This is a genomic window from Actinacidiphila acidipaludis (assembly GCF_019890725.1).
GTDB lineage: Bacteria > Actinomycetota > Actinomycetes > Streptomycetales > Streptomycetaceae > Actinacidiphila > Actinacidiphila acidipaludis.
Genome location: NZ_JAINZZ010000031.1, coordinates 67,650 through 82,574, shown reverse-complemented (window position 1 = coordinate 82,574; position 14,925 = coordinate 67,650). Strand labels below are relative to the sequence as shown.

Below are 14,925 nucleotides of genomic sequence, written 5' to 3'. Positions count from 1 at the left end.
TGGCCACCGGCGAGATCCACATCTTCCAGGCCAAGGCCGTGATCTACGCGTCCGGCGGCAACGGCAAGTTCTTCAAGGTCACCTCCAACGCGCACACGCTGACCGGTGACGGCCAGGCCGCGGTGTACCGGCGCGGGCTGCCGCTCGAGGACATGGAGTTCTTCCAGTTCCACCCGACGGGCATCTGGCGGATGGGCATCCTGCTGACGGAGGGCGCCCGCGGTGAGGGCGGCATCCTCCGCAACAAGGACGGCGAGCGCTTCATGGAGAAGTACGCGCCGGTCATGAAGGACCTCGCCTCCCGTGACGTGGTGTCCCGCGCGATCTACACCGAGATCCGCGAGGGCCGCGGCTGCGGTCCCGAGGGCGACCACGTCTACCTGGACCTGACCCACCTGCCGCCGGAGCAGCTCGACGCCAAGCTGCCGGACATCACCGAGTTCGCGCGGACCTACCTGGGCATCGAGCCGTACACCGACCCGATCCCGATCCAGCCGACCGCGCACTACGCGATGGGCGGTATCCCGACCAACGTGCAGGGCGAGGTGCTCTCCGACAACACCACGGTGGTGCCCGGCCTGTACGCGGCCGGCGAGGTCGCCTGCGTGTCCGTGCACGGCGCCAACCGGCTCGGCACCAACTCGCTGCTGGACATCAACGTCTTCGGGCGCCGGGCCGGCATCGCCGCCGCCGAGTACGCGCACACCAGCGACTACGTCGCGCTGCCGGAGGACCCGGCCGCGCTGGTCGAGGCGCAGGTCGAGCGGCTGCGGAACTCCACCGGCAACGAGCGGGTGTCCGACATCCGCCGGGAGCTGCAGGAGACCATGGACGCCAACGTGATGGTGTTCCGGACCGAGCAGACCATCAAGACCGCGGTCGAGAAGATCGGCGAACTGCGCGACCGCTACAAGAACGTCGCCATCCAGGACAAGGGCAAGCGGTTCAACACCGACCTGCTGGAGGCCATCGAGCTGGGCAACCTGCTGGAGCTGGCCGAGGTCATGGCCGTGTCCGCCCTGGCGCGCAAGGAGTCCCGCGGCGGTCACTACCGCGAGGACTTCCCGAACCGCGACGACGTCAACTTCATGCGGCACACGATGGCCTACCGCGAGGTGGGCACCGACGGCACCGAGTCGATCCGCCTCGACTACAAGCCGGTCGTGCAGACCCGCTACCAGCCGATGGAGCGTAAGTACTGATGAGCACCCCGACGCTCGACGAGCACTCGACCGCGCTGGACGCGGCCGAGAACACGACGTCGCACCTGGTCACGATCACCCTGCGGATCCGCCGGTTCAACCCGGAGGTCTCGGCGGAGTCCGAGTGGGTGGACTACCGGATCCCGATGGACCCCAAGGAGCGCGTCCTGGACGCCCTCCACAAGGTCAAGTGGGAGATCGACGGCACGCTGACGTTCCGCCGCTCGTGCGCGCACGGCGTGTGCGGCTCCGACGCGATGCGGATCAACGGCAAGAACCGGCTGGCCTGCAAGACGCTGATCAAGGACATCAACCCCGAGAAGCCGATCACGGTCGAGCCCATCAAGGGCATGACGGTGCTCAAGGACCTCGTGGTCGACATGGACCCGTTCTTCCAGGCGTACCGCGACGTGATGCCCTTCCTGATCACCAAGGGCAACGAGCCGACCCGCGAGCGGCTGCAGTCCGCGGAGGACCGCGCCCGGTTCGACGACACCACCAAGTGCATCCTGTGCGCCGCGTGCACGTCGGCCTGCCCGGTCTTCTGGAACGACGGCCAGTACTTCGGCCCGGCCGCGATCGTCAACGCGCACCGCTTCATCTTCGACTCGCGTGACGAGGGCGGCGCGCAGCGCCTGGAGATCCTCAACGACAAGGACGGCGTGTGGCGTTGCCGCACCACGTTCAACTGCACGGACGCCTGCCCGCGCGGTATCGAGGTCACCAAGGCGATCCAGGAAGTGAAGCGCGCGCTGATCACCCGCCGCTTCTAGGTTCCGCACGCGAAGGCCCGCGCCCGCCGTCGAACGGCGGGCGCGGGCCTTGTCGTGTGCCGGGACCCGCGGGGTCAGGCGCGGTCGTGCTCGGCGAGGATCTCGCGGGCCGCGGCGACGCCGTTGAGCGCGGCGGGGAAGCCGGCGTACCCGGCCATCTGCGTCATGAGCTCGACGATCTCCTCCCGGGTGCCGCCGACGTTGAGGAACGCCCGCAGGTGGACGCGCAGTTGCGGACCGGCGGTGCCCAGCGCGGTGCACATGGCGACCGACGCCAGTTCGCGGGTGGCCAGGTCCAGCCCGGGCCGGGCGTAGATGTCGCCGAAGACGTACTCGACGAGGTACCGGCCGAGGTCGGGTGCGATGTCGTCGAGCGAGCGGACGACATGGACGCCCTCCGGCCCGTCCACCGCGCGCAGCGCCTCCAGTCCGCGCTGGTACCGGTCGCCGTCGGCGGGACCGGGACGCGACAGGTCGTCGTCGTCCGCGCCCTCCCCGGCCGGGCGGGCGGCGAACACCTCGCGGGCCGCGCTCAGGGCGTTCAGCGCGGCCGGGAACCCGGCGTAGACGGTGGCATGGATGAAGGTCTCGACGATCTCACGGCGCGTGCAGCCGACGTTGAGCGCGCCGCCGATGTGGAAGCGCAGTTGCGGCGCCGCGTTGCCGAGCGCGGCCAGCGCCGCGACGGTGGCGATCTGGCGCTGGCGCGGGGTGAGTCCCGGCCGCGACCAGACGTCGCCGTAGCCGAACTCGATGGTGAACCGCGCCAGATCCGGGGCGATCTCCGCCACGGGGTCCAGCACGGCGGGGTGCTCGGTCCCGGTGACCTGCGCGAGGGCGGCCATCCCGCGGGCGTAGCGGTCGGACGGGGCGGGGCCGGTTCCCGCGGGCGACTGGGCGTGCTGCTCTTCCTGCGTCATGTCCCCGACGCTATGAGTTGGAGCACGCTCTAACGCAAGCGGCCCCCGCCGTGTCGCGTACGCCGGCGCCCGGCCGGGCGCCGAGACCCGTACCAGGTCTCCGGCTTCCGGCCCGGTAGCCCACTTGCCCCCGGACGCGTACCCGTCTCACGGGGAACTGCCCGGGCGGACGGAAGGTCAGGCCTCTGCCGCGAGCAGCACACGCCGAAGCAAGTCCGAGAGAGTCCGCCGCTCGTCGCCGCTCAACACGCCGAGCAGGCGATACTCCTCATGGCCGACGACGTCCATCGCCCCGAGCCAAGCGGCCCGCCCCGCCTCGGTGAGCTGGACATCGACCCGCCGCCGGTCGTCCACCGAAGGAATGCGCCGCACATACCCGCGGCGCTCCAACGCGTCGACCCGCCCGGTGATGGACGCCGGCGCCATCTGGAGGTCTGCGGCCAGCTCCGAGGGCGCCGCCCGCCCACCCCTCCCCGCCAGCGTGTGCAACGTGTCGAACTCGTGCTTGTGCAGGTCGAAGTCGGCGAGCGACCGCTCACGGACCTTGCGCAGGTGGTCGGTGAGGACCTTGACACGGGTGGCGGCGCCCTCGATGTCGGGATCGAGCCCGGGCAGGACGGGCAGCCAGCGCTCGACGTGGCCGTCGGTCCAGTCGCGGGCGGGCCGGGAAGCGCTCATGGGACCGATTCTAGCCGCCGGGAAGCCGATACGTCGGCAGTTGATTATTCAGTGGCGAAAAGTTCGTTACCGAAATAGCGTGGAGGCCGTGCCTCATCCTCTGCGCGTCCGCGCCTTCCGCCTGCTGTTCACCGGCCGCACCCTCTCCGCGCTCGGCGACGCCGTCGTGCCCGCCGCGCTGGCGATCGCCATCAGCCGGGCCACCGGCTCCGCGTCGGCCCTCGCCCTGGTCCTGGGCTGCGCGATGGTGCCGCGCCTGCTGCTGCTCCCGCTCGGCGGCGTGGCCGCCGACCGCTTCGACGCCCGCACGGTCGCCCTGACCACCGATCTGGTGCGCTGCGCCGCCCAGTTGCTGGTCGGCCTCGAACTCATCGGCGGCACACCGCGCCTGACGGACATCGCGCTGGCCGAGATGGTCGGCGGCGTCGCCTCGGCGTTCGCGATGCCGACCACCGCCCCGCTGGTCAGCGGCACCGCGCCGGCCGATGGCCTGCTGCGCGCCAACGCGTTGATGGCGTCGGCCACCAGCGCGACCCGGCTGGCCGGTCCCGCGGTGGCCGGCGCGCTCATCTTCACCGCGGGCCCGGGCTGGGCCTTCGTCCTGGACGCCGCCTCCTTCGCGGCGAGCGCGAGCATGCTCGCGGTGATCCGGATACCGCGCACCCCGATCCCCCGCCGGTCGATGCGCGCCGACCTCGTCGAGGGGTGGAGCGAGGTGCGGGCCCGCGACTGGTACTGGACGAGCCTGGTCGCGCACTGCGTGTGGAACGGCACCGCGGCCGTGCTCGCCACCCTCGGCCCGCTCGTGGTGGTGCACGACCGCAAGGGCGGCGACGGCCTGTGGGTCGCAATCCTGGAAGCCGGATCGTTCGGGCTGCTCGTCGGCTCCCTGCTCGCGAGCCGGGCCCGGCTCAAGCGCCCGATCCTCACCGGCAACCTGGGCCTGGCCACGTACGCGATCCCCCTGTTCCTGCTGGGTGCCGACGCCCCCGGCTGGCTGCTCGTCCCCGGCTACTGCCTGGCGCTGGGCGCGCTCGGGTTCCTCACGCCGGTGTGGGAGACGTACGTCTTCGCCTCGGTGCCGGCCGGGGTGCTGGCCCGCGTCACCTCCTACGACTGGCTGCTGTCGCTGGCGGCGATGCCGGTGGGGTACGCGGTGGCGCCGCTGGCCGCGCACGCCTTCGGCGCCTCGGCACCGCTGTACGCGTCCGCCGTGCTGGTCGCGGCCGCCTGCCTGGGAACGGCCGCCGTGCCGGGGGTGCGGAACGCGCGGCCGGTCGAGGACCGTCCGACCCACGTGGAGGACGCGCCGGCGGTGGACCGGGCACCCGGAGCAGGCGAGGCCACCGGTCCGGAACGGCCGCAACCGGCTGGCTGAACGCGGAAGTTGACGGACAGGCCGCGGGCACGGGCCGCTACGACCACAGGACCGCCCGGGGGCGGAAATCCTACGATGACGGGATGCCCACGACTCACCGCGGCCGGCCGCCCGGGCGGCGCGAGCGCAAGAGACCGTCCCGTGCCGCCCTGACCCGCGCCGGGCGGACGCCGTGAACGCCGGGCGGGACAGTGGACAGAGCGCCGGGCGGAAGAGCGAAGGGGCGGAGACGGCCGACGTCGTCGTGGTCGGCGGCGGCCCCTGCGGGCTCATGCTGGCCTGCGAGTTGGCGCTGTGCGGCACCCGGCCGCTGCTGCTCGAACGCCGTACCGGCCCGGGCGCCGAGGCGCGGGCCGACGGCCTGGCCGGGCAGGTCGTGCAGGTGCTGGACCGGCGCGGCCTGTACACGCCGCTGAGCGGCAGCGCGGCGCCGCCGCAGCCCGCCCGCTCGGCGTTCTCCTTCGCGGGCCTGCCGCTGGACCTCAGCCTGCTGCCGGCGGGCCCGCTGTACACGCTCGCGGTGCCGCAGCGGCGCGTCGAGGAGGTGCTGGAGGAACGCGCCCTGCGCGCCGGCGTGGAGATCCGCCGCGGGCACGAACTGACCGGGCTGGCGCAGGACAACGGCGGGGTCGTGCTGGAGGTCGCGGGCGGCCCGGCCGGCCCCGCCACCTTGCGGGCCCGGTACGTCGTCGGCGCGGACGGTGCGGACAGCGCGGTCCGCACGCTGTCCGGCATCGGCTTCCCCGGCGTCGCCCGGGACCGTTCGGTGTCCCGGCAGGCGCACGCCGTGGTGCCCTGCGCCTGGATGGACCCGGCGACCGGCGGCCTGACCGTGCCCGGTTACGGCGAGGTACCGCCCTTCCTCCCCCAGCGCACCGAACGCGGCAGCTTCGGCTACGCGCCGCTGCCCGGCCGTCCGGCGCTGCTCACCACCACCGAGTGGGAGCAGCCGGCGGGCGAGGGGCCGATGACCCTGGCGGAGATGCGGGCGAGCATCCGGCGGGTGCTCGGCGCCGACCTGCCCCTCGGGCCGCCGCCCGGCGACGGGCCGCACGTGCTGCGGCGGCTCAGCGGCGGCGACACACGGCGGGCCGAACGGATGCGGCAGGGACAGGTGTTCCTCGCCGGCGACGCGGCGCACGTCCACGCCCCCGGCGCCGGCCCGGGCCTGAGCACCGCCCTGCTGGACGCGGTGAACCTCGGCTGGAAGCTGGCGGCCGAACTCCGCGGCGCCGCGGGGCCCGCGCTGCTCGACACCTACGCGACCGAGCGGACGGCCGCCGCGCGCCGCGCCCTCACCTACGCCCAGGCGCAGGCGGCCCTGGCCGCGCCCGGCGGCGAGGTGACCGCGCTGCGCGAGCTGCTCGGGGAACTGCTCGGCGATCGGGACGCGATCCAGCGGGTGGCCGCGCTGGCGGCCGGCGCGGACGTCCGGTACGCCATGAGCACGCCGGGCAGGGGCGCCGGCCATCCGCTGGTCGGCGGGTTCGCTCCCGACCTGACGCTGGACGGCGGCGCCGGCCCGGTGCGGCTGGCCGAACTCGCCCGCAGCGGACGGCCGTTGCTGCTGGACCTGACCGAGGACGGCTCACCGTCGCGGACGGCCGGCGCCTGGCGGGAGCGGGTCCAGGTCGTCCGGGCGGGCGCCCTGGGGAAGCCGTCCGGGGTGACCGCGCTGCTGGTGCGGCCGGACGGTTTCGTCGCCTGGGCGTCGGGCTGGCCCGAGCCGTACGGGGAGGAGCTCGCCGCCCTCCGCCACACCGCCCACCACTGGTTCCCCCCGCCCGCGCGCTGACGCGACCGCCCGCACGGTGACGTGACCACCCCACGCTGATGCGTCCGTCCGCACGGTGACGCCCCCGCCCGTGCGCTGACGCCTCCGCCCCCGTCCCCGTCCCCGTCCCCCGTCAGGCCGGAACCGGCGCCTGCGCGCTGGGGAGCCGGACCGTCACGGTGAGGCCGCGGCCCGGCGTGGGGGCCAGCGCGACGGCGCCGCCGTGCGCCTTGACCACGGCCTGGACGATGGACATGCCGAGGCCGGCGCCGCCGGTGTCCCGGGAACGCTGCGGGTCCGCCCGGAAGAAGCGGTCGAACGCCCGGGCGGCGTCCTGCGGGCTGAGCCCGGGCCCGCTGTCGATGATCCGCAGCGCCGTGCGGTTCTCGCCGTCCCCGGCGACCCGGGTGACCTCGATCGTCACGGGTGACTCGGCGGGCGTGTGCACCCGCACGTTGCCCAGCAGGTTGCCGACGACCTGCCGCAGCCCCGCCTCGTCCCCCCGCACGTACCCGCACGCCCCCTCGCCCTCGGGCAGCAGCAGCGTCAGCGGCCGTTCGGGCTGCTGGGCGGCGAGGTCCGCGGCCCCCTCCCGCACCAGGCAGCACAGGTCGACGGGGGCGAAGGTGAGCGCCGGCCGGTCGTCGAGCCGGGCCAGCGCGAGGAGTTCGTCGACCAGCCGGCTCATCCGCAGCGCCTCGGACGAGACCCGGCTCAGCGCCCGTTCCTTCTCGTCGGCGTCGAGCATGCCCTTCTCGTAGAGCTGGAGGTAGCCGCGGACCGACGCCAGCGGTGTGCGCAGCTCGTGGGAGGCGTCGGCGAGGAACTGCCGGAGCTGGGCGGTGGCCCGCTCGCTCTCGGTCACCGCGGTCTCGATCTGCTGCAGCATCGCGTTGAGGGCCGTGCTGAGCTGCTCGACCTCGCTGGAGCCGTACCGGGCGGTGCTGATCCGGCGCGAAAGATCGCCCTCGGAGATCGCCGATGCGGTCTCCACCATGTCCTCCAGCGGGCTCAGCCGCCGCCGGGCCGCGGTGAGCGAGCCGGTCGCCAGCAGCGCCAGCAGCACCACGCCGACCCCGGACTCCCAGATCAGCAGCTTGCCGATGGCGTGCTTGACGCCGCTCATCCGCATGCCCCTGACCACGATCGTGCCGTCGCCCAGCCGCAGCGCGACCACCCGGTACTCCTTCGAACCGCTCTGCACGGTCGAGGCGTTCCCCGAGGCGGCCAGCTTCGCCGGGTCGGGCAGCGCGGCGGCCAGCCGCCGCTGTTCCGGGCTGACGGGCATGCTGCCGTCCTGGCACACGGCCGCGGGGGTCCCGTGCCGGTCCAGCATGACGAACAGGTCCTGCTGGAACGCCTGGGCGATGGACGACGGCACTCCGCCGCCGGCCGTGGGCCCCTGCGCGGCGCTGCCCTGCAGCAGGTCCGCGAGCGTGCAGAGCTGCCGCAGCCCGTCCACACCGAGGTCGGTGTGCTTCAGCGCGGTCTGCGAGGACTTCAGCGAGTCGTCGATCTGGCCGATGAGCACCATGTAGGTCGCGGCGATGCTCGCGGCGGCGGCCAGCACCAGCCCGGCCGCCAGGAACACCACGTTGGCGATGGTGAAGCGGCCGCGCAGCGACTGGGGGCGCGGCCAGAACCCGCAGGCCTTCACTGTGCGGGCCCGCCCGCCGCACGCGCTCCGTCGGCGTCCTGCGTGCACAGTCCGTAGCCGATGCCGCGCCGCGTCTCGATCAGCGGCGGGCCGAGCCGGTCCAGTTTGCGCCGCAGGTAGGAGATGTACGTCTCGACGACCGTCGAGGACACCGCGGTGTCGAACTGCCAGACGTGCTGGAGCAGTTGCTCCTTGGTGAGGATGCGCCCGGCGTTGCGCATCAGGTGCCGCAGCAGGTTGTACTCGGTGGGGGTCAGCTCGACCGGCTGCCCGCCCCTGCGCACGGTGTAGGTCGCCTCGTCCATCTCCAGGTCGCCGTGGCGCAGGACGCGGACGGCCGGGGCCTGCGGGCGCCGCCGGGTGCGGCGCAGCACCGCGTGCACCCGGGCCACCACCTCGTCGACCCCGAACGGCTTGGTGATGTAGTCGTCACCGCCGAGCGCGAGCCCGGCCACCACGTCGCGCGGCGCGTCCTTGGCGGTGACGAAGATGACGGCCAGTTCGCCGGAGTCGCCGGTGTCGGCGCCGTCGCTCTCGGCCGCCCGCTCGTCGCGCAGCGTCCGGCACACCTCCCAGCCGCTGCCGTCCGGCAGCATCACGTCCAGCAGCACCAGGTCCGGCCGGTGCCGGCGGGCGGCCGCGAGGGCCTCCCGGCAGCTCCCGGCGCTGTGCACGGTGAACCCGTTGTACTTCAGGGTGATCCGCAGGATGTCCGCGATGCCCGGTTCGTCTTCGACGATCAGCACGGTGGCCGTGGCGGTGGAGGCGTCCATGCGTCCCAGTATCCGGTCGGCCCCGCGCGCCGTGCCGGGCGGCAACTTTGGAGTTCCCTGAGAGAAGGCGTTTCGGCTTGGAGTTGCGGCGCGCGGCCACGGAGGCTGATGAGGCCGGGGTACTGGGGGACGGTCCCGGGCCGACCGCGCGGCGTCTCGAGGCCGCGCGGTAACCGCAGACCGTGCATCCAAGTTGCACACGTCGCAGAGACGATGGGGGATGTGATCGTGGCCGCAGTGGCGCGATGGTGCTTCCGGCACAAATGGACGGTGATTCTGCTGTGGGTGGCGGCGCTGGTCGGCGTCGGCGCCGCCGGCAGCGCCGTGGGCGACGCGTACTCCAACGCCTTCTCGCTCAAGGGAACCGAGTCCGCGAAGGTCCTCGACCTGATGGACAAGGCGGTCCCCGCCCGCTCCGGCGAGGCCGACACCGTGGTGTGGCACGTCGACTCCGGCTCGGTGAGGTCCGCCGCGGTGCGGCAGCGGATCGAACCGGTGCTGGCGCGGATCTCCCACCAGAAGGACGTCGGTACGGTCGTCAGCCCGTACGACCCGGCGGGCGCCGCCCAGATCAGCAAGGACGGCCGCACCGCCTACGCGACCGTCACGTACACCAAGCTCGGCAACGACATGAGCAACGACCAGGCGACGCTGCTCATCGACACCGCGCACTCCGCGCGAACCCAGGGCCTGCACGTCGAGGTCGGCGGCAACAAGCCCGCCCAGGCCGAACAGCCGCTGCCGGGCCTGGCCGAGGGCGTCGGCATCGCCGCCGCGGCCGTGGTGCTCTTCCTGGCGCTCGGCTCGCTGTTCGGGATGCTCATGCCGATCGTCACCGCGCTGTTCGGCGTCGGCATCTCCTCGCAGGCGATCCTGCTGCTCAGCCACGGCATGAACGTCGCCGACTTCTCGCCGCAACTGGCGTCCCTGGTCGGCATCGGCGTCGGCATCGACTACGCGCTGTTCATCGTGACCCGCCACCGTCGCGGCATCCTGCGCGGCAAGACGCCGGAGGAGGCGGCGGTCACCGCCATCAACACCTCCGGCCGGGCGGTGCTGTTCGCGGGCAGCACGGTGTGCATCGCGCTGCTGGGCATGTTCACGCTGCGCCTGACCTTCCTCAACGGCGTCGCCGTCGCGGCGGCCATGACCGTGGTCATCACGGTCGCCGCGGCCGTCACGCTGCTGCCCGCGCTGCTGGGCCTGCTCGGCCCGCGCATCCTCAGCCGCCGCGAGCGCCGCCGGCTGGCCGCCGAGGGCCCGCGGACCGAGGCGGCCAACGGCGCCGCGGCCCGCTGGTCGTCGTTCCTGGAGCGCCACCCGCGCTCGCTGGCCGCCGCCGCGGTCGTCGTCATGGCCACGCTCGCGGTGCCGGCGCTGTCGCTGCGCCTCGGCTCGTCCGACCAGGGCAACAACCCGACGACGACCACCACCCGCAAGGCGTACGACATGATGGCTGGGGGTACCTCCCAGGCCGGAGGCTCTGGGGGCGGCTTCGGGCCGGGCTTCAACGGCCCGCTGACGATCCTCGCCGAGGCGCCGTCGGCCGCCGACCAGGCGGCCGTGGACCGGCTGGTGACCGACCTGCGGTCCACGCCGGGGATCGCCTTCGCGGCCCGGGTGCCGATCAAGAACGCCGGTGGCATCGCGTTCATCGACGCGGTGCCGACCACCTCCCCGCAGGACAAGGCGACCTCGGACCTGATCGACCACCTGCGCGACGACGTGGTGCCGCAGGCCGAGAAGGGCACCACGATGCGTGCCTACGTCGGCGGCCAGACCGCGATCTTCAAGGACTTCGCCTCGGTGCTCTACGGCAAACTCCCGCTGTTCATCGGGGTGATCATCGCCCTGGGCTTCGTCCTGCTGCTGTTCGCCTTCCGCAGCCTGGTCGTGCCGCTGACCGCCGCGCTGATGAACCTGGTGGCGGCGGCCGCGTCGTTCGGCGTGCTGGTGGCCGTCTTCCAGTGGGGCTGGGGCGGTTCGCTGTCCGGCCGGGCCGGGCCGATCGACGCGTTCCTGCCGGTGATCATGCTGTCGCTGCTCTTCGGCCTGTCCATGGACTACCAGGTGTTCCTGGTGAGCCGGATGCACGAGGAGTGGGTGCACTCGCGGGACAACGCGCGGGCGGTCCGGGTGGGCCTGGCCGAGACCAGCCGGGTGATCAACTCCGCGGCCGTCATCATGATCTGCGTCTTCTTCGCCTTCGTGCTCAGCGGCGAGCGGGTGCTGGCGATGTTCGGCATCGGGCTCGCGGGCGCGGTGGCGCTGGACGCCTTCATCCTGCGCACGGTCCTGGTGCCGTCGCTGATGCACCTGTTCGGCTCGGCGAACTGGTGGCTGCCGGGCTGGCTGGACCGCCGCCTGCCGCACCTGGCGGTCGAGCCGGCCGAGGACGAGGCCGGTGTGACGGCGGGCGTGGCGGCGGGCGCGGCGGCGGGCGCGGGCACGGGTTCCGGCGGCGCCCCGGACGCCGGCGGCCCGGCGGTGCGCGGACGCGTGACCGGTTCGGCCTCGCTGCCGATACCGCGCGCCGAGTTGACGCTGATCGCCTCCGACGGCCGCCAGGTCGGCCGGGCCCGCGCGGCCGAGGACGGCACGTTCCTGCTTCCGACGCCCGGCGCGGGCAGCTACGTGCTGGTCGCCAACGCCGACGGCCACCACCCGCAGACCGCGAGTGTGATGACCACCGACCGGACGGTGGACTGTGATGTCCGCCTCAGCGGCACCGGTTCGCTCACCGGCACGGTGCGGCGGGCGGACGGCTCACCGGTCGAGGACGCGCGGGTCGTGCTGAAGGACGCGGACGGCCACGAGGTCGCGGCCGTGCACACCGGCAAGGACGGCGCCTACTCCTTCGCCAACCTCTACCCGGGCCGCTACACGCTGCTGACCATGGGTTATCCGCCGTTCCCCGCCACCGTGCGGCTGGCCGCGGGCCACGAGGACGGCGACGGCCAGGTGGACCTGGAACTCAGCCACACCTCCGACTGACCTGTTTCTCCCTCCCCGCAAGGACAGGGCCCGGTTCCGAACACCCCCGGAACCGGGCCCTGTTGCGTGCCCGTCAGGTGCTGCCGACGCCGCCGGATCGAGCTTGAACATGTTCAAAAGCAGGTCTACAGTCGAGGCGTTCGCAGGTTTTGAACACGTTCAAAGAACGGTGCCGCGAACAGATGAGGGGTGGAACCGCCATGGACAGGACTGTCCTCGCGTATGTCGTCTATCTCGTGATCAGCGTCTGCCTGACCGTCTGGGTGGCCCGCACCCTGAGCAGCAACGGCCGGGTCTTCCTCTCCGACGTCCTGCACGGCGACGACCGGCTCGCCGACGCCGTCAACCACCTGCTGGTGGTCGGCTTCTACCTGGTCAACCTCGGCTTCGTCGCCCTGTACCTGAAGACCGGTCACCGCATCGACGACACCCGGGGAATCTTCGACGCGCTGTCGGTGAAGCTGGGCGTGGTGCTGCTGGTGCTGGGGGCCATGCACCTGGGGAACGTCTACGTGCTCAACAGGATGCGCCGGCGCGGGCTGATGGACCGCGAGCAGTTCCCGCCGGTCGACCCCGACGGGCAGACCGAGACGCCGTGGAACGCGCCGAAGCCGGCGGGGGCCTGACATGGGTTCGGCGCCGGGCCCCCGCACGGTCGGCGCGCGGCAGCGGGTCCGGCGGCCGGTGCGCGGCCTGACGGTGCTGTACGACGACGGGTGCCCGCTGTGCGCCTTCGTGGCCGGCTGGCTCCGGCGACAGCGTCAACTGGTGCCCCTCGCCCCGGTGCCGGTCGGCTCCGACCGGGCCCGCACCTGGTTCCCCGCACTCGACCACGACGGTGCGGCCCGGCGCGAGGTCACGGTCGTCGGGGACGGCGGCCAGGTCTGGACCGGCGAGAGCGCGTGGGTGGTGTGCCTGTGGGCGCTCGCCGACCACCGGGCCTTCTCGCACACCCTCACCACCCCGGCCGGCCGCCGGCTGGCCCGGGCGGCGGTCCTCACCGCCGCGAAGTGGCGCGACCAGCACGGCCGCGCGGCCGCCGGGAACGGCCGCGGGCGGTGGCAGCACCCGGACGCCGCCGCGAACCGGCAGCGTCACCCGGTCGCGTCCCACCCGCCGGGTCGGGGAGCACCGCGCGCGGGCCGTCCCGCCGGCCCGCGCGGCACCGCGCCGGTGTGGGTCTACGAGGGGAACGGCGGCTGGACCCAGCGGCTGCCGGAACCCGCGGCGCGGGCGAAGACCGCCTCGGGGCCCGGAGCGGAGGGGGCTCCGGGGCCCGGGGCAGGGGGAATCCCGGCGTCCGGGGAGGGGGCCCCGGCGCCGGGGGCGGCAGCGCCGCCGGTGGAGGACACGTGCGCGGGTGGCTGCTCGCCGCCCGGTTAGGCTCACCCGCGTGGAGGACAACAAGCGTGGCGCCGCCGCGGCCGCCGAGGAGCTGCCCGGCGGCCGCGCCCTGCCGAAGACGGGCAAGAGCGAGCAGACCCGGGCGGTGATCCTGGACACCGCGATGCGGCTGTTCCGCGAGCGCGGGTACGACAAGACCACGATGCGGGCGATCGCCACCGAGGCCGGCGTCTCGGTCGGCAACGCGTACTACTACTTCGAGTCGAAGGAATTCCTGATCCAGGGGTTCTACGACCAGATGACGCACGAACACGCCCGCGCGGCGGCGGTCCGCATGGAGGGGGTGCGGGACTTCGCCGAACGGCTGGACATCGCGCTCACGGCATGGCTGGACTGCGCGGCCGAGTACCACGAGTTCGCCGCCCAGTTCTTCCGCACGGCGGCCGACCCGGACAGCTCGCTCAGCCCGTTCTCCAACGAGTCCCACCCGGCACGGGCCACGGCCGTCGCCCTCTTCCGCGACGTGCTGATGGACTCCGACCTCGCGCCCAAACTCGACGCGGAACTCACCGAACTGCTGCCCGACCTGCTGTGGCTCCACCTCATGGTCGTCGTCCTGTACTGGGTCTTCGACCGCACCCCGGACACCGCCCGCACCCGCGAGTTCGTCCGCCGCTCCACCCCGCTGACCGCCCGCGTCATCGCCCTCAGCCGCTACCGGGCGTTCCGCCCCCTGGTGCGCGACGCCAAGGGCCTGATCCAGGACTTCATCCTCCCCACGATCGGCCGCACCCCGCTCCCCGACCGTCCGACCAGCACCCCGGCACCGACGAGCCGCCGCCGCAAACCCCGGAAGTCCGCGACCTGAAGTCGTCTCCCGGCCGGCGAGGGCGCCCGGCCGGGAGAGAGGCACCGCCATCCCGCCACCGACAAGCCCGGGGAGAGACCGCCGCTCCCCGGCATCCCCAGACGCTCTCCCTGCCGCCGTCCGCGGCCCTGTCGACTGCCGGTCCCTGCCGCCTGCCGCTCACGGAGCCTGGTCGCCGGGGTTCCAGGACAGCGACATCGACGGGTTCTCGGACGGGGTGGTCACCGTCTCGCCGGCCGGCACCGACCCCTGCCGGAACCTGACGGTCGTCGCGAACTACGAGACGGAGCCGGACACCTGGGAGTCGGAGAGCGGGGAGACGCTGATCGTTCCGGATCCCGGCTGCACGCCGGCCGGGCCCGGCGCCTGGCTTCTCCAGGGCACGGGCTTCCGCGGGTATGCCGCGCTGGTCCACGGCGTCCTGGTCCGGGTCACCGTGGACAGCCTGCGCCCGGACGACGACCTCGGCGCGGTGGCGCGCAGCCTGCACCCGCTGGACGACCACCAGTTGTGGCGGTACTCCGGCGGCTGGCCCGGCTGGGCCTGGCTCCTGACCTGAGCCTC

13 protein-coding genes are annotated in these 14,925 nt (G+C 73.4%); 9 read left to right on the top strand and 4 right to left on the bottom strand.

The genetic code is table 11. The features are described from left to right. Positions 1 to 1,202: FAD-binding protein (locus tag K7862_RS22910; protein WP_222965506.1), on the top strand; the 1,202-nt coding region annotated here is incomplete at its 5' end. Beyond that, a complete protein-coding gene (locus tag K7862_RS22905) occupies positions 1,202 to 1,975 on the top strand; it encodes a succinate dehydrogenase iron-sulfur subunit (protein WP_222965505.1) in 774 nt (257 codons plus the stop codon). The genes K7862_RS22910 and K7862_RS22905, both read left to right, overlap by 1 nt. 74 nt (positions 1,976 to 2,049) lie before the next feature. Here the strand turns inward: K7862_RS22905 and K7862_RS22900 are convergent, their stop codons facing one another. Then, the gene (locus K7862_RS22900) at positions 2,050 to 2,895 is read right to left on the bottom strand and encodes a carboxymuconolactone decarboxylase family protein (RefSeq protein WP_222965503.1); all 846 of its coding nucleotides are present in this window, start codon (positions 2,893 to 2,895) and stop codon (positions 2,050 to 2,052) included. Between the two features lie 177 nt (positions 2,896 to 3,072). Further along, the gene (locus K7862_RS22895; RefSeq protein ID WP_222965501.1) at positions 3,073 to 3,573 is read right to left on the bottom strand and encodes a MarR family winged helix-turn-helix transcriptional regulator; all 501 of its coding nucleotides are present in this window, start codon (positions 3,571 to 3,573) and stop codon (positions 3,073 to 3,075) included. A gap of 88 nt (positions 3,574 to 3,661) precedes the next feature. Here K7862_RS22895 and K7862_RS22890 point away from each other — a divergent pair, with 88 nt between their 5' ends. After that, positions 3,662 to 4,951, top strand: a complete 1,290-nt coding sequence (locus tag K7862_RS22890; protein WP_308012129.1) for an MFS transporter — start codon at positions 3,662 to 3,664, stop codon at positions 4,949 to 4,951. Positions 4,952 to 5,123: 172 nt separating this feature from the next. Continuing rightward, the gene (locus K7862_RS22885) at positions 5,124 to 6,746 is read left to right on the top strand and encodes an FAD-dependent monooxygenase (protein ID WP_308012128.1); all 1,623 of its coding nucleotides are present in this window, start codon (positions 5,124 to 5,126) and stop codon (positions 6,744 to 6,746) included. A 112-nt stretch (positions 6,747 to 6,858) separates the two neighbouring features. On the opposite strand, the gene K7862_RS22880 is transcribed toward K7862_RS22885, so the two are convergent. Together K7862_RS22880 and K7862_RS22875 are read right to left on the bottom strand one after the other, a co-directional pair. Beyond that, on the bottom strand, positions 6,859 to 8,382 hold the full coding sequence (locus K7862_RS22880) for a sensor histidine kinase (protein WP_308012127.1): 1,524 nt from the start codon (positions 8,380 to 8,382) through the stop codon (positions 6,859 to 6,861). Then, entirely contained in the window at positions 8,379 to 9,155 is a 777-nt protein-coding gene (locus tag K7862_RS22875; protein ID WP_222965497.1) for a response regulator transcription factor, read from the bottom strand. Before K7862_RS22875 ends, K7862_RS22880 begins: the two co-directional genes overlap by 4 nt. A gap of 222 nt (positions 9,156 to 9,377) precedes the next feature. Between K7862_RS22875 and K7862_RS22870 the strand changes: the two genes are divergently transcribed. The 5 genes from K7862_RS22870 (at position 9,378) to K7862_RS22850 (ending at position 14,920) form a co-directional block, all read left to right on the top strand. Continuing rightward, on the top strand, positions 9,378 to 12,149 hold the full coding sequence (locus tag K7862_RS22870) for an MMPL family transporter (protein ID WP_222965495.1): 2,772 nt from the start codon (positions 9,378 to 9,380) through the stop codon (positions 12,147 to 12,149). A gap of 200 nt (positions 12,150 to 12,349) precedes the next feature. Then, positions 12,350 to 12,775 (top strand): hypothetical protein, encoded by a 426-nt coding sequence (locus K7862_RS22865; RefSeq protein WP_222965493.1) that lies wholly within the window; start codon positions 12,350 to 12,352, stop codon positions 12,773 to 12,775. A gap of 1 nt (position 12,776) precedes the next feature. Then, complete coding sequence (locus K7862_RS38505; RefSeq protein WP_372461635.1) at positions 12,777 to 13,532, top strand: thiol-disulfide oxidoreductase DCC family protein; 756 nt, start codon at positions 12,777 to 12,779, stop codon at positions 13,530 to 13,532. A 10-nt stretch (positions 13,533 to 13,542) separates the two neighbouring features. Beyond that, a complete protein-coding gene (locus K7862_RS22855) occupies positions 13,543 to 14,361 on the top strand; it encodes a TetR/AcrR family transcriptional regulator (protein ID WP_372461634.1) in 819 nt (272 codons plus the stop codon). A 217-nt stretch (positions 14,362 to 14,578) separates the two neighbouring features. Next, positions 14,579 to 14,920 (top strand): hypothetical protein, encoded by a 342-nt coding sequence (locus K7862_RS22850; protein ID WP_222965491.1) that lies wholly within the window; start codon positions 14,579 to 14,581, stop codon positions 14,918 to 14,920. Positions 14,921 to 14,925 lie beyond the last annotated feature (5 nt).